Annotated in this window: 16 protein-coding genes and 2 riboswitches; of the genes, 7 read left to right on the forward strand and 9 right to left on the reverse strand. The window is 51.9% G+C overall.

What is annotated here, in order from left to right:
* Positions 1–298: 298 nt before the first annotated feature.
* Entirely contained in the window at positions 299–1,576 is a 1,278-nt protein-coding gene (gene serS, locus IEY53_RS33525) for a serine--tRNA ligase (protein WP_229696513.1), read from the reverse strand.
* 430 nt (positions 1,577–2,006) lie between these two features.
* On the opposite strand from serS, the gene ssuE reads away from it, so the two are divergent.
* Entirely contained in the window at positions 2,007–2,561 is a 555-nt protein-coding gene (ssuE, locus tag IEY53_RS33530) for an NADPH-dependent FMN reductase (RefSeq protein WP_189032513.1), read from the forward strand.
* A gap of 59 nt (positions 2,562–2,620) precedes the next feature.
* Here ssuE and IEY53_RS33535 read toward each other — a convergent pair whose 3' ends face one another.
* From IEY53_RS33535 to IEY53_RS33555, 5 genes are all read right to left on the reverse strand, one after another.
* Entirely contained in the window at positions 2,621–3,271 is a 651-nt protein-coding gene (locus tag IEY53_RS33535; RefSeq protein ID WP_189032515.1) for a hypothetical protein, read from the reverse strand.
* Between the two features lie 24 nt (positions 3,272–3,295).
* On the reverse strand, positions 3,296–4,327 hold the full coding sequence (locus tag IEY53_RS33540; protein WP_189032517.1) for a ribonucleotide-diphosphate reductase subunit beta: 1,032 nt from the start codon (positions 4,325–4,327) through the stop codon (positions 3,296–3,298).
* A 233-nt stretch (positions 4,328–4,560) separates the two neighbouring features.
* Positions 4,561–6,894, reverse strand: coding sequence for a ribonucleoside-diphosphate reductase subunit alpha (locus tag IEY53_RS33545; RefSeq protein ID WP_189032519.1), 2,334 nt, complete (start codon positions 6,892–6,894; stop codon positions 4,561–4,563).
* 93 nt (positions 6,895–6,987) lie between these two features.
* Positions 6,988–7,503, reverse strand: a complete 516-nt coding sequence (gene nrdG, locus IEY53_RS33550) for an anaerobic ribonucleoside-triphosphate reductase activating protein (protein ID WP_189032521.1) — start codon at positions 7,501–7,503, stop codon at positions 6,988–6,990.
* The gene (locus IEY53_RS33555; RefSeq protein ID WP_189032523.1) at positions 7,500–9,485 is read right to left on the reverse strand and encodes an anaerobic ribonucleoside triphosphate reductase; all 1,986 of its coding nucleotides are present in this window, start codon (positions 9,483–9,485) and stop codon (positions 7,500–7,502) included. The genes nrdG and IEY53_RS33555 overlap by 4 nt, the downstream gene beginning before the upstream one ends.
* Before the next feature lie 164 nt (positions 9,486–9,649).
* Positions 9,650–9,878: riboswitch (cobalamin riboswitch) on the reverse strand.
* A 322-nt stretch (positions 9,879–10,200) separates the two neighbouring features.
* On the opposite strand from IEY53_RS33555, the gene IEY53_RS33560 reads away from it, so the two are divergent.
* From IEY53_RS33560 to IEY53_RS33575, 4 genes are all read left to right on the forward strand, one after another.
* The gene (locus tag IEY53_RS33560) at positions 10,201–10,509 is read left to right on the forward strand and encodes an MTH1187 family thiamine-binding protein (RefSeq protein ID WP_189032525.1); all 309 of its coding nucleotides are present in this window, start codon (positions 10,201–10,203) and stop codon (positions 10,507–10,509) included.
* Between the two features lie 47 nt (positions 10,510–10,556).
* On the forward strand, positions 10,557–11,330 hold the full coding sequence (locus IEY53_RS33565; protein ID WP_229696512.1) for a sugar phosphate isomerase/epimerase family protein: 774 nt from the start codon (positions 10,557–10,559) through the stop codon (positions 11,328–11,330).
* Positions 11,331–11,652: 322 nt separating this feature from the next.
* Complete coding sequence (locus IEY53_RS33570) at positions 11,653–11,859, forward strand: hypothetical protein (protein WP_189032527.1); 207 nt, start codon at positions 11,653–11,655, stop codon at positions 11,857–11,859.
* 196 nt (positions 11,860–12,055) lie between these two features.
* Positions 12,056–12,412, forward strand: a complete 357-nt coding sequence (locus IEY53_RS33575; RefSeq protein WP_189032529.1) for a hypothetical protein — start codon at positions 12,056–12,058, stop codon at positions 12,410–12,412.
* A gap of 136 nt (positions 12,413–12,548) precedes the next feature.
* On the opposite strand, the gene IEY53_RS33580 is transcribed toward IEY53_RS33575, so the two are convergent.
* Together IEY53_RS33580 and IEY53_RS33585 are read right to left on the reverse strand one after the other, a co-directional pair.
* Positions 12,549–13,523: a hypothetical protein gene (locus IEY53_RS33580; RefSeq protein WP_189032531.1), complete on the reverse strand. Its 975-nt coding sequence runs from the start codon at positions 13,521–13,523 to the stop codon at positions 12,549–12,551.
* Complete coding sequence (locus IEY53_RS33585) at positions 13,520–14,014, reverse strand: RNA polymerase sigma factor (RefSeq protein ID WP_189032533.1); 495 nt, start codon at positions 14,012–14,014, stop codon at positions 13,520–13,522. Before IEY53_RS33585 ends, IEY53_RS33580 begins: the two co-directional genes overlap by 4 nt.
* A gap of 377 nt (positions 14,015–14,391) precedes the next feature.
* Between IEY53_RS33585 and IEY53_RS33590 the strand changes: the two genes are divergently transcribed.
* Positions 14,392–14,805: a hypothetical protein gene (locus tag IEY53_RS33590; RefSeq protein WP_189032535.1), complete on the forward strand. Its 414-nt coding sequence runs from the start codon at positions 14,392–14,394 to the stop codon at positions 14,803–14,805.
* Positions 14,806–15,395: 590 nt separating this feature from the next.
* Here the strand turns inward: IEY53_RS33590 and IEY53_RS33595 are convergent.
* Positions 15,396–15,815 (reverse strand): YhjD family protein, encoded by a 420-nt coding sequence (locus tag IEY53_RS33595; RefSeq protein ID WP_189032537.1) that lies wholly within the window; start codon positions 15,813–15,815, stop codon positions 15,396–15,398.
* 832 nt (positions 15,816–16,647) lie between these two features.
* Positions 16,648–16,737, forward strand: a riboswitch (cyclic di-GMP riboswitch).
* A gap of 86 nt (positions 16,738–16,823) precedes the next feature.
* On the opposite strand from IEY53_RS33595, the gene IEY53_RS33600 reads away from it, so the two are divergent.
* Positions 16,824–18,918 (forward strand): choice-of-anchor A family protein (locus IEY53_RS33600; protein WP_189032539.1); only part of this gene is annotated, 2,095 nt, incomplete at its 3' end.

Genomic DNA, 18,918 nt, shown 5'->3' on the forward strand with positions numbered 1-18,918 from the left:
AAGCTTGCGAACTGACCTTTTTACTGTGTCCACTCTATTGACAGAAGTACACTGAGTCCGTTTGACCAGAAAAATGAGCTTTTTTCGCGAAATAACGTTTCTCCGGTCCGCTAAGTCTGTCAACCGCTTATTTTGAGGTAAAGCCGCTTTTACTGTCAACGTTGCAGACTTTTCGGCAGATTTAGCGGGGGAAACTCCGTCTAATTGGAATCGGCAGTTCTTCCAACAAAAAAAGACAGCAAGTTTGCTGTCTTAAAGTACTCATCCAAGCTATCTATATATCACAACGTTACGCCAGCTACCCAAGCTCTGCAGGGCGAAGCGTGAGCCGTTCCATGCCGTTCATATATTTCCGCAGCGCCGGCGGAATATAGATCGAGCCGTCCTCCTGCTGGTGGTTCTCCAGTAGCGGGATCAGCAGCCGGGGAGTAGCGGCTGCCGTATTGTTCAGCGTGTGGCAGAATTGCAATCGTCCGCCTTCATCACGGTACCGGATGCCCGAGCGGCGGGCCTGGAAGTCGAGCAGATTCGAGGCCGAATGGGTCTCTCCGTAAGCCTGTCTGCTGGGCATCCAGGTCTCAATGTCGTATTGTTTATGCGTCTTGAGCGCCATATCGCCGGTACAGACAGCCATTACCCGGTAAGGCAGCTCCAGCAGCTGCAGAATATGCTCGGCATTGCCGAGAATCTCCTGAAGCATGCGATCCGACGTCTCCGCATCCCCGCGGCATAACACGACCTGCTCAACTTTGGCGAATTGATGTACCCGGTAGAGCCCGCGTACATCCCGTCCGGCTGAACCTACTTCACGCCGGAAGCAGGCCGAGACTCCGGCCAGCCGCATCGGCGACTCCACGTCCACGATCTCGTCGCTGTACAGCGAGACGAGCGAAACTTCCGACGTCCCGGCCAGCCAGCGGTCTTCGTCGTTCAGCTCATAGGTCTGATCCTTACCGCCGGGGAAGAACCCCGTCCGCGTAAGCGTCTCGGGGCGGACGATTACCGGCACATCCATCAGCGTGAACCCGCGCTCGGCCAGCACATCCATCGCCAGCCGCTGCACGGCCAAATGCAAATAAAGTCCGGCCCCCTTCAGCACATAGCTGCGCGGGCCGCCAGCCTTGACCCCGCGCGGGAGGTCAAGGATATCGTGCAGCTCGCCGAGCTCCACGTGGTCGCGCAGCGCGAACCCGAACTCCGGCGGCTCACCGGCCTGCCGCAGCTCCCGGTTGTCGCCGTCATCGCGGCCAACCGGCGTATCCGCCGAGACCGGATTGGGCGCGAGCAGCATCAGCTCGCCCCAGTGGCGCTCGGCCACCGCCAGCTCCGCCTCCAGGGAGCCGAGGCGGTTGTTGAGCTCGCGCACCTGCTCCTTGGCCGCTTCACCGGCCGGCCGGTCCCCCTGGCGCAGCAGCTGCTCCACCTGCTTGGTGAGCGTATTGCGCTCCGCCCGCAGCTGCTCCGTCTCCTGGCGCAACCTCCGCCGGGCAGTGTCCACTTCCAGCAGTGCATCCAGCGGGAACTTTACCTTTTTCCACTCGGCTGTCTTCCTTACGATTTCCTGATTGTCCCTGATCTAGTTCATGTCCAGCATCCGCTTTTCGCTCCTTTTCCTCTGTAAAAACGCAAAAAACGCCCTCATCCATGGGACGAGGAGCGTCAGCTCGCGGTGCCACCCAGGTTGACCGAAGTGCCATAACTTCCGGCAAAAACTTCGATCCTCTTTGGTCTTCGCGGTAACGGGCGAAACCCGGTAAACTTAGAGAGCACACACCAAGACAGGTGCTCCGGTCGCAGACGCCTCACGGTTGGATGCCGTTCATTGGCCTGATCGGGATGTGATATTGCTGCTTAGTATAGCGTAAGCCGGCGTCAAGCGCAAGAGGCTTCAACCTGAATCGGGTTTGACAGGAATCCCGTTCCTTTGATAGGATTATATTTAATTTAAAGTAATTTAGTCGGAATTAACGGCGCAGTCCGTCAGACCCGGCAGAAGAGGTGGAAAAATGGCCAAAATCGTTGTCATTAACGGAACGCCTTCCCTGGTATCAAGAATCAACGCAGTGATCGAATATGCGGAGGCAAACTTAAGCCAAAGCGGCTTTGAAGTCGAGCGGATCAATGTGGCGGAGCTCCCGCCGGAGGATCTGATTCATACCAAATTCGAGAGTGAAGCCATCGTCAAAGCCAATGGTCTGGTGGCCGAAGCCGACGCGGTAATCGTGGTCAGCCCGGTATATAAAGCCTCTTATACAGGCGTGTTGAAGACCTTCCTGGATCTGGTTCCGCAAAAAGGTCTCGCCGGAAAAATCGTGCTCCCGCTCTTCATGGGCGGCAGTCTGGCGCATCTGCTGACGATTGATTATGCACTCAAACCGGTGTTGTCCGTGCTGGGCGCCCGGCACATTCTCGGCGGTGTGTATGCCGTAGACTCCCAGGTGATCCGCAACGACCAGGGGCAAGTAGAAATCGCCGAAGAGCTGCAGCTGCGCCTGAACAGTGTCCTGGAAGAGCTGGCCGAGGAGACGAATCACCGGGTGGGGCGTAAGACCCAAGATTAACTTCGCACAACTCACAATTGCAAGCATGGGAAGGAGCTGGGGGCTAATTAGCCACCCGGCTATTCCTGTACCTGTCTGCTCAGCCGGTAATAGCGGTGCAGCTCCATAATGAAATGAAACAGCAGCAGGGCCAGCATCACATAGACAGCCATCAGAACGGCAGCTACCACCTGCTGCGTGGCGATCCCGAGGGACAGGTTGGCGACCAGACTTCCGAGTCCGATGTAGACGGAAAGGCCCGTGCCGGCCTTGGAGTTCTTGTCTTTCCAGGAAGGCGCAGGTTGGCCTTGCTTCGCCAAATGACGTGTGGCATAGGCGTAAAAAGCCAACCCGTACAGGCCAAAGGAGACCACGGAATACCAGGGCACCGGCAGGCTCAATATATCGTAGGCGAATTTCTGTGTAACTGTCATCAGCCCCAGGGAACAGAGGATGCCGTACACGCCGCGGAACAGGACGTAGTTGATTTGAAGCCTGCCAGGGGCGGCAATCAGCGCCAGTGCCCATAGATTAAGCAACACAAGCGGCGGAGCCAAGAGATACAGATACAACGGGTTATAAGGATTAGCCGCCACGGGTAAGGTTAAAAAAAGATCCGGGAGCAGCATCAGCGAGAAAACGTTGAGCCGGATGCTGCCGGCAGGGTAGGGCTGCCCGGGCTTTCCGGCGGGCTGACTGCGTTTCTTAAAGGAACGGGAACTGCTGCTCATTGGAAGGCTCCCCTTATACAGGTCTTACAAATCATCAAACCCGTTGTCGTCGCCAACCTTGCCGTAGTTGCGGGATTTGGCTTCAAAGAAGTCGGTTTTGGTCGCGTTCAGCGCATCGTCCGAGAAAGGTTTGATCCACGGCATGCAGTTCACATCTACTCCCTCGTAGGCCTTCTCCATCCCCATTAAGGTCAGCCGTTTGTTGGCAATATATTTAATATAATCGCCCAGCTCATTCAGATCAATGCCCCGTACATTCGTCAGCGTATAATGAGCCCAGTTAGTCTCCAGCTCCACCGCGCGGTCAATCGTCTTGTAGACATAATCCATGTTCTCCTTGGTGTTTAGTTCCGGGAAATCCGCCAGCAGCTGCTTGAACACTTCGGCGAAGAAATAGCAGTGCTGATTCTCGTCCCGCTGAATATAGGAGATCATCTGGCTGGTTGCCATCATTTTCTGGTCACGGGCCAGATTGTAGAAGAAGGCAAACGTGCTGTAGAAGAAAATCCCTTCCAGAATCAGGTCGGCGACCAGTGCATGGAAGAAGGTCTGTTTGGACGGTGCATCGCGGAACTCCTGGTAGATATCCGAGATGAACTGATTACGCTCCAGCAGCACCGGATCTTTTTTCCAATATTCAAAAATCTCCTTCTGCTCCCGGTCCGACACAATCGAAGACAGCACATAGGAATAAGACTGGTTATGCACCACTTCCTGCTGGCCGATAATGGCCGAGATGGCTTCCAGGGACGAGTCGGTAAAATAACGCTTCACATCGCCGACGAACATCGTCTGCATCGAATCCAGCGCCGCCAGCAGCGAGATGTTAATCTTGAACACGCGCTGCTCTTCAGCGTCCAGGTTCGGGAATTGCTGCGCATCCTTGGACATCGGAATCTCATCCGCGATCCAGTGATTGAGCAGCAGCACCTTGTACAGCTTGTACATATGCGGCATCCGAATGTCGTTCCAGTTCAGAATCCCCGAGCATTCCCCGTCGATGATGCGTGTGGATTGGTTGGGTGCTTCCGTATTAAAAATCTTTTGCAGTTGCATAATCTGCTTACCTCCATTATTTTGCCGAACTAGATTTGCTTGGTTGGATTTTGCTTGACTAGTGATGGAGTCATGGAGAGGAGGTTTGGAACTGTAGGAGCGGTAGCGTTCGCCTTTGTCTCCGGATTTTATCCGCTAGGAGCGGTATAAATCAGAAAATCTGGAGACAACAGCGACCGGAAGTCCAAACATTTCTCGGAATGACGGTTTATCACTGTAAATCTATCAAGCTGTTAGCTCGCGCAAGATTCACACTCTTCGATCGTTAGTGCCCGGCTCCGCACATAATAAGTCGACTTCAGTCCGCCCTTCCAGGCGTTCAGGTGCAGCTCCAGGAACTCGGTGGCCTTGATGTCCGGACGCACATACAGGTTGAAGCTTTGCGCCTGGTCCACATGGCGCTGGCGGGCCGAAGCCATGCGGATCGACCAGTTCTGGTCAATCATGAATGCCGTCTTGTAGTACCAGATCGTCTTCTCGGACAGATCCGGTGCCGGGTTGGCAATTTTGTACGTTGTTTTCTCTTCATACGAGAGCAGCTCATACAGCGGATCAATGCTGGCAGTGGAGCCGGCGATGATCGAGGTGGAGCCGTTTGGTGCAATCGCGAACAGCCAGGCGTTGCGGACACCGTCCTCAGCCACTTCGGCTTGCAACTCACGCCATTGTTCAGTCGTTACATACTTGCCTTCCTGTTCACCGCTGGTGTAGCCGCGTGTGGTGAAGTAGGCACCTGTCTCCCAGTCGGAGCCGGCGAACTTTGGATAGCGGCCTTTCTCACGGGCGAGCTCCATGCTGGAACGAACCAGCAGGTAGTTGATGTGCTCATACAGATGATTATTGTATTCTACGGCTTCTTCGGACTCCCAGCGGATGCCCTTAAGCGCGAGCAGGTGATGCAGGCCGAAAGTGCCCAGGCCGACGGCGCGGTATTGGCTATTGGTATATTGAGCCTGCAGTACCTCAATGTTGTTGATATCAATTACGTTGTCGAGCATGCGGACTTGAATCGGAACCAGTCTTTCCAGCACGCCAGCCGGAACGGCGCGGGCCAGATGAATGGAGTTCAGATTGCACACGACGAAATCGCCGGGAATTTTGGAAATGACGATCCGGGTCTGTCCGTCCTTGGTCACCAGTTCTTCCTGCTCAATTACCGTAGCGGACTGGTTCTGCATAATTTCCGTGCACAGGTTAGACGAGAAGACCATCCCTGCATGGCGGTTCGGGTTGGCGCGGTTGACGGTATCGCGGTAGAACATATAAGGCGTACCGGTCTCCAGCTGCGACTTCATAATCCGTTTCATGATGTCAATTGCGGCAACCGTGATGCGGGACAGCTCCGGGTGCGCCGTAGCTTCAGCATATTTCTCACGGAAGGCGCCTTGTCCGAGCTCTTCGTCGTAGAAGTCCTCAAGGCCCAGTGGACGGCCGGTTGCGTCTTTCCAGCCCATGACTTTCTTGACCTCATGCGGGCAGAACAGATTCCAGTGCCCCCGTGACTCCACGGCTTCCATGAACAGATCGGGCAGGCAGACCCCATGGAACACATCATGCGCGCGCATCCGCTCGTCGCCGTTGTTCAGCTTGAGATCAAGGAACGCAAGGATATCCTTGTGGAACACGTCCAGATAGACAGCGACAGCGCCTTTGCGGGTACCGAGCTGATCTACGCTGACAGCGGTATTGTTCAGCTGGCGAATCCACGGAATCACGCCGGAGCTGGTGTTCTTGTGACCGCGGATATCGGAGCCGCGGGCCCGGACTTTGCCGAGGTAGACGCCGATGCCTCCGCCCATTTTGCTGAGACGGGCTACATCCGTATTGGAATCGAAGATTCCTTCCAGCGAGTCGTCTACGGTGTCGATGAAGCAGCTGGAGAGCTGTCCGGCGACCTTTTTACCCGCATTGGACATAGTAGGGGTAGCGGCAGTCATGTAAATGTTGCTCATTGCCCAATAGGCTTCTTTGACCAGCTCCATACGTTTCTCGGCCGGTTCGGTGTGCATCAGGAACATGGCGATAATCATATAACGCTCCTGCGGCAATTCCATCACCCGTCCGTCAAAATCATGAGCCAGGTAGCGGTCAGACAGCGTCAGCAGGCCAATGTAATCGAACAGCAGATCGCGGGTATAATCGATACAGCCGCCCAGTTCGGCGATTTGCTCTTTGGTATAGTGCGTCAGCAGCTCTTCGCGGTAGATCCCTTTTTTGACCAGGTCGGTGATCAGGGGGTAGAGCTCTCCGTAAGGCTCCTCCGGGTAGGCTTTGTAGCGGCGGTTGACGGCAGCTTTCTTATAGAGGGAAGTCAGCAGGGAGCGTGCAGCTGCAAATTTCCAGTCCGGTTCTTCTTTGGTGACCAGTTCGAGGGCACTCATTGTAAAAGCACTGCTGATTTCTTCTCCACTGACCTCTTCGCGGCGTAGCTTGGACTTCACACCGCGGAGCAGGGTTTCTTTGCTGAGCTGTTCAAGGCCATTCAGGATACGGTCGGCGTATACGGAGAGGCGGATTTCATCAAAAGCCAGCTGACGGTTATCGGGTTTGACTACGAGTTGTGGCATGGGATCATCATCCTTTCAGGATTAGGGTTATATGAATTGAATTGTGAATACTTAAATTTGAAATATAACAGCGCAGAAGGCGGCCCACATACGCTAAAGCGCTGCGGGCTGCCAGAGAATAACATGCGGACCAGCCAGGCTGGTCTTTATATCAATAATGCGTTGATTGCTGCTCCCCCGGTAGGGGAGGGTGGTGTCCTTCAGCTCTTCAACAAAACGTCCGTCGATAAGCACCTGACATTCAGCGAGCAGCATCCACTCCGGGGAACCTGGAGCCGCTGTAAGTTCTTCATACGTATAACCGCTGTAGATCCAAATGGGGAAATCCGGGAGTTCGGCGCGCAGCTCATGGATGAATTCCACAGCCTCTGCGGCTGAGAAGAAGGGATCGCCTCCAGCCAGCGTCAGGCCATCCAGCAGCGGATTGCCGGCAATTTCAGCAATAATCTCGCGTCTGCGTTCCAAGGTAAAGAGTTCGCCGTAATTGAAATTCCAGGTCTCGGGATTGAAACATCCCGGGCAACGGTGGCGGCAGCCGCTCAGAAAGAGGACGGCCCGCAGGCCTTCCCCCTCATTAATGGATTCCGGGTAGTAGCCGCATATATTCATAGATGCTTAACACGGTCCCGTACTTCCGCTTGCTTGGCGGCATTGAAGCGGGTCTGATAATCGCCCGTCAAATACCCGGTCACCCGGCGCAACCGCCGGATATGCACTTCATGCTCATGCGCATTGCAGGAAGGGCAGTTCGTGCCGATGACGCCTTCGTACCCGCAGGCGGAGCAGCGGTCGATCGGGTGGTTGATGCTGAAGTAGCTGATATCCTGCTGCAAGGCGTATTTGATGATTTTGACAAAAGCACTTGGGTTGCTCCGGGCGTTGCCGTTCAGCTCAACATAGGAAATGGCCCCGGCATTGCAGTGCTCATGGAATGGCGCCTCCAGACTGATCTTGCTGGCAGCACTCAGGTCGTAATATACCGGTATGTGAAAAGAGTTCGTATAATATTCGCGGTCGGTGACTCCTGGAATGGAACCGAGCACCTTGCGGTCAATTTTGGTGAATTTGCCGGACAAGCCTTCGGCAGGAGTGGCGAACAGAGTGATGTTCAAGTCCAGCTCTTCGCTCTTCCGGTTGCAATATTCACGCATGTGGCGGACGATAGCCACGGCTTTGGCATGAACGTCCATATCTTCGCCATGGTGCTTGCCGTACATCGCCTTCATGCATTCCGCCATGCCGATGAAGCCCAGTGAGAGGCTGCCATGCTTCAGCAGTTCGCCTACACTGTCTTCGGGAGCCAGCTCCTGTCCGCCTTCCCAGACGCCTTCACGCATCATGAAGTCGGAGGCTTTGGCCTTCTGTGCACTCTGGATGCGGAAGCGGTGAAGGAGGCCTTCCAGCGCAATATCCATATAGTGGTCCAAATCGTCGTAGAAGCCGGCTTCATCGGCCACACTGCGGCGGCCGGTGATGGTGCCATGGGTCAGCCCCAAGCGGACCAGGTTAAGGGTGTTGAATGACAGATTGCCTTTGCCCGAGCAGCGGTTGCGCCCGAAGCGGTCTCCCAGCACCCGGGTGCGGCAGCCCATCGTAGCAAACTCTGTATCAGGGTTCGCCGGATCATAATGCTGCATATTCAGCGGAGCATCAAGGTTAGCGAAATTGGGATACAGCCTGCGGGCGGAGCAATCGGCAGCTTTGAGGAAAAGCTCGTAGTTGGGCTCTCCCGGCTGCTGGTTCACGCCTTGCTTGCATTTGAAAATCTGGATCGGGAATACCGGTGTCTCACCGCTGCCCAGTCCGTTCATGGTCGCAGTCAGCAGGGAGCTGATGACGAGCTGGCCTTCCGGAGAGGTGCAGGTCCCGTAGTTGATGCTGGTGAACGGAATCTGCCCGCCGGAGCGGCTGGACATGGTGTTCAGATTATGTATCATGCTCTCGGCTGCCTGCAGCGTTTCGCTCGTCGTTTCTTTCAGCGCGAAATTGAAGGATTTGGGATACTGGGCGGCCAGATCGCTCCGGCTCATGGAAATGTCGCCCAAGTGTTCACCGGCTTGTCCCTCTTCAAAATACTCCAGGCCCTTGCGGAACAGCTTGGCAAAGGACTTGGTGACGTATGGAGCGAGATCGTAATCGAGTTTATTGGCAGAAACGCCGCCGTATTGGGCATTCTGCTGAGATTGAAATATAATTGCAACCAGTGACATAGCCGTCATAATGGAGTTCGGAGGCCGGACACTGCCGTTGCCGGTATTGAAGCCTTCACGCAGAAGTCTTTCAAACGGGATAAAAATACAGTTGGTTGTGCCGATGGCGTATTGATCCAGATCATGTACGTAGACGACATTCTCTTCAATGGCCTGTACCAGCTGTGGAGGCATCGTAAAATTGCGGGCGTACCACTTGGAATACTCGCTGCCGAATTTGCTCATTTTACCCGAGAAACTTTCCCCGTTCAAATTGGCGTTCTCGCGCAGCAGGTCCAAATCCCGGCTATCGATAATATCACGACCCAATTGGATCATTTCCTCCAACAGAACATCCTGTGTTTTCTGTCCAACGTCATACCGTTTCTCCAGCAACGTCATTGTATAGCTCTCCTCCTTAAACATGTAAAAAAGCATTTCCGGCCGAGGGTGGCAGAAAATGCCCGTATGCATAGCGTAATACCCGGGTGGGGGTAATGGCAGTGGTCTTTGGAAAGCAGGCCGCATGCGGACACCTTCCTGTTCCTCGCAGGCATTCATAATCAGGTGTCGACTGAAAACAGGCAGGTATCTGGCTTCCGGATTCCTTTGCCGCACCTTCCGGGGGAGTTACACCCCTCAGTGGCTTTTGCGGAGAAGAGCTCTAAGAAAGCTTCTGGAGCCTCAGCGAGCCATCCGGTTACAGTGGCGGGACCGCAGCGGATTCGCACCGCACTTCCCTATTAAGCTTCAAACCTCACAAAGGATTAAAGCGCCTGTTTTCACTATATTTTGTTATGGTTTAATAAACTTAACCCAAGATATTGTGTTTGTAAACAATTTTTTACGAACCCGCGCCACTGCTGGATTTGCAGCATTTCCTCCACAATTGATCCACAGCTAGTCCACAGGGTATCCACAGTTGATCCACAAAATCCACAGCCAGGAGTCATAAATTGTCCGTGAAAATGCCACAAAGCGTCCATAAATCATGTGTGCAAAAGCACAGTCTTTAATATGAATCCAAAGTAGTTTGTGGCAGGGCAGAGGTGTTGGTACAATAGAAGAGAAAAACGGGTTGCATCAGTCACCTATACAGGTAGGGGAGGGAATTCGTATGGCGATTGCCGAAGTTACAGTTATTCCTATCGGAACAGGAAGCACAAGTCTCAGCAGTTATGTGGCCGACATGCAGCGTGTGTTGAAGACCGTAGAAGGCATCACCTATGAGCTGACATCCATGGGAACCATTATTGAAGGCCCGCTGCCGCGGATTCTTGCCGCCGTAGAGGCGCTGCATGAGTCTCCTTTTACAGCCGGAGCCCAGCGCGTATCCACCTCGCTTAAGATTGACGACCGCCGGGATAAGGTTTCTTCCAGCCGCAGCAAGCTCGAGGCGGTAGAACGCAAGCTTAAACAGAATTAGGTCAGGACGTTCAGGCCCAAATGACAATGAGAAGGAGTGGTTCTATCGTGGCACATCAGGTACAGCAAATCGGGATTCAAATGTACACGCTTCGCGACCGCACGCAGCAGGATTTTCTGGGAACACTGCGGGAAGTCGCGGATCTCGGCTATGAGGCAGTGGAATTCGCCGGTTATTTTGGCGTATCCGCCAAAGAACTGCGCGATACCCTGGATGGACTTGGCCTTGCAGCTCCATCGGCCCATATCGGCCTCGATTTCAGTGGTCTCACAGAGATGAAGTCAGCCTTATCCCGGGAGATCGAATATGCCCAGGAGCTTGGCCTGCAGTACATTATTACGCCTTCCGCCCCTGTCCCGCAGAATCCGTCGCTGGATGACGTGAAACGTCTGATCCCCTTTTTCGAACAGGCTTCCGAACTTGTCGTGGCGGCAGGGCTGAAATACGGTTACCACAACCATGCCTACGAATTTCAAAAAGTGGACGGAAAGGCCATCATCGACATCTGGCTGGAGTCCATCCCCGAGGAGCGGATGATCGCTGAATTCGACCTGGGCTGGGTGCAAGTCGGCGGTGCAAGTCCGGCGGACTATATCTCCCGCTATGCCGGGCGCGTGCCGATAGTGCATATCAAGGATTTCGGAGCCGGTGGGGTAGAGAAAGAATTGGGGCAAGGCGAGGTTGATTTCCAGAAAGTCTTCGACCTCGCAGATGCAAGCGGCATTCTCTACTATATGGTGGAGCAGGAGGTATACATATCCTCGTCCCTGGAGAGCGCCAAGGATTGTCTGGAGTATTTCCGCAAGATGGGGATGCTGTAGCTATTTCTGGATTCATTCAGTATATATGATATAAGGCGCGGCATTCCGGGAGTCCGGGGACGCGTCTTTTTTTCGCGCATTCTCCATAACCTTACAGGATTACCCATATTTTTTTAACGTGTCTGTCTGTGTACTGTCATGTATTATAGCTTTAAGCTAGGGTGCAAGGGAGCATACCTAATCATAGAAAGCGGATGGTCCAATGAGGAGACGAAACGATCTGCCCGCAGTTTCTTCGGGCGGGATACACTGAGTGGACAAATGTATTGGACGCTGCTGACAAGTGCCATGATTCCGCTGATCATGACGGGGAACCCTGGCTTTGTATTCAATCACTTCCATTCTGGACAACAAAATCGAGAAGGGCATTGAGGGCAATTTAGAGCGGGTGCTTCAGACCCTGGAGACTACTTTGAGTAATTTGTATGATGTGTCACAGCAGATGTCCTTTGAGGGCTTTGTGGGACAGGACATGCTCATCGATCCCAAGATGGTCGAGTTTACGACGTATACCGGCTTACCCACTTGATCTCCCCGCCAGTCACTGATCCGAAGCGGCAACACTGACGCTCTTTTCATTCAGAAACCTCCTGACTTTTTTAAACACACTTGATTTACCAAAGCCACCACTCCTCTTTGTTCTATTTTTAGTGTGTTTTACATAATTATGGTATATTTATTTCCAGGATATCACAAGTAAAATATGGGAAATTGGAGGGGGTTTAATGACACTATCAAAATGCTTTAAGTTTTCAATGACATTGTTATTCTTTTTAATTATTTGTTCAGCTTGCCAAAGTAATAGGGAAGAAGGACCGAGCGAATATATTTCGTTAGATGAATTAAAAAGCTTATCTGAAAAGGGCGTCTCACTGAATTGGGATGATTTTAACAAATATTCTTTTGAGGATATCGGTTCAGGATTATATATAAGAAAGTACAAAATCGAAGGAGGACACCAGTTGTTAATTAGGGGTAAAAGCCTAGAAAATCCACCTGAGCAAATTTTTATTGTTGATGAAAATGGTAAGGAACTAGATCTTACTCAAGATAATTTGAGCGAATTGTATGACTTGAAGTAAAAATCATAAAATGTATGTAAGTCCTCTAGTTAATGGCGCGGCCCTCCGGGTTTTCTAGGCCGCGCTTTTTGTTTGCTTCTGCCATCTTTCTATCCTTTACTCTAGTAAAGCCCACGCCGTATTCTGTCCCTCTTTTTTACGGATTCATACTGTCCCACAGCGTTTGAAATGCGCCGGACTCGACCTCGAAGAATACTGGCGCATTGCCGTAGCGTACCAGCCCTTGACCAAACAGCGTCAACTCTACCCGGGCATTGTCTTCCAACTGAAGGTAGATGATCTTGCGGTCTTCGCTGTCGTAGATGCCTTGCTCGGTCAGCGGCTCCGCCGCCAGCGGTTTGGCCGCTTGGAGCGCTGTCAGGAAGCCGTCAAGCGCTTCGCCCCCAGCGAGTGGAGAGTACTTCTGCAGGCCGTTGTTCCAGCTGTCGAAGCTTTCCCACTGGGCCGAAGCGATTCGGCCTTCAAGATTCAGCTTGCCAAACAGGTCCGCGCCGCTGTTTACGGTGATGCCGTTCGTATGCTCGTACAGCTCGGCGTAGACCTGGCCGTCGATTTCCGTATAGGACATAATCAGGAAGTCGGAATCGTATTCCTTCACGGAATAGATATCCGCTTCGCCGATGTTGGAGGATAACTCGATGTATTCGTCTTTGCCGCTCCATTCGTTGATACCGCTTGTAGTCCGTCCCAGCTTGTCGCCGCGCAGTGCGGCGGCGTCGGCGGCGTCAATGCGGGTCGCGGACTGTGTATAGATATTGCCCTTATACACGACCAGCGCTATCATATCTGCCTGAACGCCAGCTTCCATATCCGGAAGTTCCATCTTGGGAATGACGATGCTAGCGGACGTGCCCGCATCTGATCCGCCTGGATTCACCTGGGCCACCTGCCCCGGGGCTGCCGGTCCGCTCAACTGGTTCCAAATCTTTGGTGTGGCCAGACCGACCCCGGCAGCAAGCACAACGCTTGCCGCGATATAGATCATCTTGCGCTTCCGCTTCCGCTCCTGCCGCTGCTCCAGTTTGTCGATCAATCCTTGTTTCATCTCTTCGCCCGGTTTCATCAAATCCACCGCCTTCTTGTATGTTGTTTGAAACTGATCTTCGTTCACTGCGGTTCCGCTCCTTTCAGCTCCAGTTTTAACAGCTGTCTTCCCCGCTGAAGCCTCATCTTTACGGCAGACGCGCTGATCTGCAGAATCTTGCTGATCTCTTGGATGGGATAATCTTCGTAATAATACAGATGGACAACGCTCTTATACTTCACGGGCAGTGCCAGCACGAGCTGCAGCAGCGCCAAATCCTCGGGACTGTCGGCAGTAACCGGCTCCGCGCCCTCCAGCTTGACCTCACGCTTTCGCCAGCCTCTGCCCAGCATTGTTTTGCAATGATTGGTGATTACCCGGATCAGCCATGCCTTCTGATGTTCGGCGTCCTTGAACTCTGGCGCTTTTTCCATTAGCTTGATGAAGGTATCCTGAGTGGCTTCTTCGGCATCCTGACGGCTGCCTAGATGGACCAGGGCGATCCGGAACAGCATATCTGCGTAGGTTTCGTAACTCTTCATCACATGATTTCCCGGCCGGGACATGGATCGCTGCATTATGCTATGCCCTCCTTTACCTATAACACCATTAAGGACGGCATTTGGTCACATTTTGTTCCTGGGGAACTTTATTTACGCTGCGTGTGCACCTCGGGGATCATACGGAACTTAATGAGCATTACAGAATAGCTTTGGGTTGCACCCGTAATGCGTAATATTTCCAAATAAATCATATTTATTTGATCCAGAGTAATTTAACTAACCCAAGTAGATATAGAGAAGGCGGGTCAGGATGAAATTTAAGGCATTGACGTTGATAGTAAAATTTTTTATTTTTAGTAGGATGCAGTTCTGATTTTAAACCGGATACATTTTCTGAAAAAGATATCGCAATTCAAAAGGTAGATAATGAAAATGAAAAAGTTTATTACGGAATGAAACGTGAAGAAGCGGAGAAAGTTCTCGGTGTGGGTGAAGAAGGACTAATGAAATATACATTTTACAGTAACGGGGTTAATGTGTTTTATAGAGATGACAAAGTGGTATCATTTTACCTAGGTGAAAAGTCTAAAGGGGTTTACAGAACTTCAAGAGGTGTTGAGATTGGAATGAGTAAGGCGAAGTTTATAGAGTTGTTCGGAGAAAAACATGTTAATGAAGAGGAAAATGGAGAACCATATTATATGTATGACATTGTAAATAAGGAATATCTAAAATTAGAGGATATAAAGAGTATCGAACGGATACATTTGGAAAATATATATGTATCTTCAATATCAGAGGATGTTGATGAGAATATTGACGCAATAATGATTTTTGACCGCAGGAGTTTTTTATACAGTGATTAATCACCTAACGATCACATTAAGCAAATCTTTATCTGCATTTCATCAGAGCTTAAGCTTCGGAGGGTATATTAGTCACATGACCCCCTTATCATATAGACTTTGGCCCTGCCGGACGTTGGCGGGGTCACTTTTTTTGTGGATTCTGCATATTTTGCAGCCGAAAAGGTGTACAATAGAAAGTGGATTTTAGAGATACGGCATCCGGAGAAGATTGAATACTGTGGAATTTGTCGGTATGGCATAGATGAGAAGTGGATTACTTTTTGAATAGGTTTAATTTGAGGAAGGGGCGTATGCAAAGAACATGGGCAGTCTTGCCATTGCATGGTTTTGTATGCTTTGTTTATTCTTTACGTTCAAGGACAGGGTGAGCCGCAAGATATTATATCCGGTAGTTATAGTTGTGCTGTTTGGGACGCTTGGATATTGGAAAGTTCTGATGTAAGGTTTTTTTAATGTAATTTTTAGGTGGCTATAAGCTTATTTTCAGGTTGAAGATATATAGTGGAACTACCAAACACCCCCCAGTGTTTTGTGGTATAGCTTGCGGGTCTTGCCAACTCCCATGGCAGGGCCTTTTTTTTGTCTGTCTAGGGGGAAAAGGATTCATTGGGGCCGGATTTGATCCGGTATTGATCCTCATAACTCTTGAAGGCCGTAATATCAAGTCCAAGGTACCTTCTCATATGAATGGTGGCCTGAGCGGCAATGATATCATTTAGCAGCAGCATGCGTTCATGGTAACCCCGGCAGATATATTTGGCCTCAATGCCAGCCTCCAACCGCTGCTGTTCATATACCTTGATTCCGCGTGTCCGCATCTGTGTACGCACATCCCTTAGATCGCTGGTGGCCATGGCAGCGGCAGTATGGAGCACTTCAAGGTAGGGGGCAGGTGTGCGCAAATGGGCCGAAAGAATCGCAGCATCACGTTCAAAAGCCGTCAAAATCAGCGGGAGCAATACATAGGATTTCACCAGCATATTGTCTGTGCCTTCCGCTCTGTGCATGAACTCACCACCCTCGAATAGGAACATATATTCGTATTCTAACCCAATGTTAAAAAAATAATCAATGGTATTTCTAAACAGCATATAAATGTGATTAAATTCACAAAAGGAATGTCAGGAATGATTTATATTAAATTTGTAATACTAAATTTATTGTTATCTATTCAGGAAAAAAGGTGAATGGTGATGAATCAAGAAGGGAATTTCCGCCGTGGCTTGTTGTTCGGTTTGTTCCTCAGTATCCCCTTGTGGATGTCGATGATCGGCTGGATGCAGCTTTTCTAAAAAAAACGGGTTTTATTATTGAAAGCGTCGATTGAAAGCGTCCATTGGCGCTTTTTTTGTTATTTGCGAATTTACACCATGTATATTTGGCTGCCTTTGGAACATCTACGGACTGCACAGCCCTTATTATCTCCATATGGCGTATGTATCCGCGCTTGCGGACTGTATTGTTCTTATTACCTCACCACTGGACAGATATAGAGTGGATCCGTGAATAGGTGCATCTGTTCCGTAAGCATGGGGGAAATGGTGTTATCTATGAAAATAAGTCCACCTCAGTCCGTTACTGCACCTTGGTACGTCTGCTGTCTAATCAGAGCTGCCGGTCTCAACTTTGGCTGGTCCCGTATTCAAGAAAATGATTATATTGACAATAATGAGGGGGCCAAGCTAAACTATGAATATCTCTTGGGCGACAAAAGTCATAGACATGTTGTTATAAAGAAGTGATTGGTGGGCCTAATTTACTATTTTTATAGTCTGCATCAGAATATTTTCCGGATTAGGTTCTTTAATCATGTAACCGCATAGTATACATATATACAGTCATGTATAATAGCAAACCGTTCGAAAGAGCGGGACGCAAAGTCCAGGAGTCTAAAACGCTGCGAGGCGTAATGATCGTCCGACTGCCATGAAGTGCAACTCTACTTCTAGGCGGTTTTTTTGTCGTTCGGTCACTGATTCGCAAGTTCGCTATTTTATCAACAGGAGGTGCAGTTTTTGAAAAAGAGGCCTAGATCTTTAATTTCTTTGGCCATGGTAGGCATGCTTACGGTGGGAAGTGTGTTCTCGCCGGGGCTTGCGGTGAATGCCGCAGCAGGAGTACCCTATACTCCTACGCCCGTTCTTGGAGTTGCCGGTAATTTTAATGCGTTTGTGTTTGGGGATTTCACCCAATCCAATGATCAGATTCACGGCCGTCTCGCTGCTGAAGGAAATATTACCTTGCAGAGTTATGGAGTATCGAAAGATGCTCCTGGTGGTGATGTCCTCATCGCCGGCAACAATGTGAGCTTTACCAATGGAACTGTGTATGGAACAACAGTCTATGGAGGTGCGTTTACCAGCTCGGGGGCAGATCTCAAGGGTGGCTCGAGGAAGGATACACCTATCGATTTTGATGCTGCTGAACAATTTTTGCGGAGTAAATCCAATGAACTGGCAGCTCTTCCGCCCGCAGGCTCTTTCACCAAAGAATATGGAAAAATAACAATTAATGCTTCGGAAAGCTATAACGTTATTCATCTAACAGCTGCAGATCTAGGGAGTGCCAATGGCCTGCAGTTCAATATCGCCGGAAATGGCACCGTTATTGTGAATGTAAGCGGATCTTCAGTCCGGATTCCAAGTTTTCAGATTTGGGGTGGGAGCCCCCACAAGGTATTATTCAATTTTCCTGATGCCACTTCCCTGAATGTAGCCAATACAACGATTGAAGGTACTATTTTGGCACCCAATGCGGATGTGTATTACGATTATGCAGAGCTGCACGGTACGTTGATTGCCCAATCGTTCAAGGGCCATGTGCAAATGCACCATTATCCGTATTATGGCGGCGAACCTCCGGTGAAACCGACAGCAACGCCAAAACCGACAGCAACGCCAAAACCGACGGCAACAGCTACACCGAAGCCGACCGCGACGCCAAAGCCAACAGAGACGCCGAAGCCGACCGAGACGCCAAAGCCGACGAAGACGCCGGAGCCAACAGAGACGCCAAAGCCAACGAAGACGCCAAAGCCAACAGAGACGCCAAAGCCAACTAAGACGCCGAAGCCGACCGAGACGCCAAAGCCGACGAAGACGCCAAAGCCGACTGAGACGCCAAAGCCAACGAAGACGCCGAAGCCAACCGAGACGCCAAAGCCAACGAAGACGCCGAAGCCAACTGAAACGCCGAAGCCAACGAAGACGCCAAAGCCGACCGAGACGCCAAAGCCGACGAAGACGCCGAAGCCAACAGAGACGCCGAAGCCGACCGAGACGCCAAAGCCAACGAAGACGCCAATGCCGACGGAGACTCCGAAGCCGACGAAGACGCCGAAGCCGACTGAGACGCCAAAGCCGACTGAGACGCCAAAGCCGACTGAGACGCCAAAGCCGACGGTGGAACCAACGCCGACGCCAACAGCGCCGCCAACGCCGGAACCAACACCGACGCCGACGGTAGAACCGACACCGACGCCAACAGCGCCGCCAACGCCGACGCCGACGGTAGAACCGACACCGACACCAACAGCGCCGCCAACACCGACGCCGACGGTAGAACCGACACCGACGCCAACAGCGCCGCCAACGCCGACGCCGACGCCGACGGTAGAACCGACACCGACACCAACAGCGCCGCCAACACCGACGCCGACGGTAGAACCGACGCCAACGCCGGTGGCAACACCGACACCGACGCCAACAGCACCGCCAACGCCGACGCCGACGGTAGAACCAACGCCGACGCCAACAGCACCGCCAACGCCGGAACCAACACCGACGCCGACGGTAGAACCGACACCGACACCAACAGCGCCGCCAACGCCGACGCCGACGGTAGAACCAACGCCAACGCCAACGCCGACGCCAACAGCGCCGCCAACGCCGACGCCGACGGTAGAACCAACGCCAACGCCAACGCCGACGCCAACGCCGACGCCGACGGTAGAACCAACGCCAACGCCAACAGCACCGCCAACGCCGACGCCGACGGTAGAACCGACACCGACGCCAACGCCGGTGGCAACGCCGACACCAACGCCGGTGGCAACACCGACACCAACGCCGGTGGCAACACCGACGCCAACGCCGGTGGCAACACCGACAC

Source organism: Paenibacillus albidus (assembly GCF_014644435.1).
GTDB classification, from domain to species: domain Bacteria; phylum Bacillota; class Bacilli; order Paenibacillales; family Paenibacillaceae; genus Paenibacillus_AQ; species Paenibacillus_AQ albidus.

Coding starts and splice junctions, on each gene's coding strand:
- ssuE (WP_189032513.1), top strand. CDS start 2,007: ATGGCCAAAATCGTTGTCATTAACGGAACGCCTTCCCTGGTATCAAGA.
- IEY53_RS33535 (WP_189032515.1), bottom strand. CDS start 3,271: ATGAGCAGCAGTTCCCGTTCCTTTAAGAAACGCAGTCAGCCCGCCGGA.
- IEY53_RS33540 (WP_189032517.1), bottom strand. CDS start 4,327: ATGCAACTGCAAAAGATTTTTAATACGGAAGCACCCAACCAATCCACA.
- IEY53_RS33545 (WP_189032519.1), bottom strand. CDS start 6,894: ATGCCACAACTCGTAGTCAAACCCGATAACCGTCAGCTGGCTTTTGAT.
- nrdG (WP_189032521.1), bottom strand. CDS start 7,503: ATGAATATATGCGGCTACTACCCGGAATCCATTAATGAGGGGGAAGGC.
- IEY53_RS33555 (WP_189032523.1), bottom strand. CDS start 9,485: ATGACGTTGCTGGAGAAACGGTATGACGTTGGACAGAAAACACAGGAT.
- IEY53_RS33560 (WP_189032525.1), top strand. CDS start 10,201: ATGGCGATTGCCGAAGTTACAGTTATTCCTATCGGAACAGGAAGCACA.
- IEY53_RS33575 (WP_189032529.1), top strand. CDS start 12,056: ATGACACTATCAAAATGCTTTAAGTTTTCAATGACATTGTTATTCTTT.
- IEY53_RS33585 (WP_189032533.1), bottom strand. CDS start 14,014: ATGCAGCGATCCATGTCCCGGCCGGGAAATCATGTGATGAAGAGTTAC.
- IEY53_RS33590 (WP_189032535.1), top strand. CDS start 14,392: ATGAAACGTGAAGAAGCGGAGAAAGTTCTCGGTGTGGGTGAAGAAGGA.
- IEY53_RS33595 (WP_189032537.1), bottom strand. CDS start 15,815: ATGCACAGAGCGGAAGGCACAGACAATATGCTGGTGAAATCCTATGTA.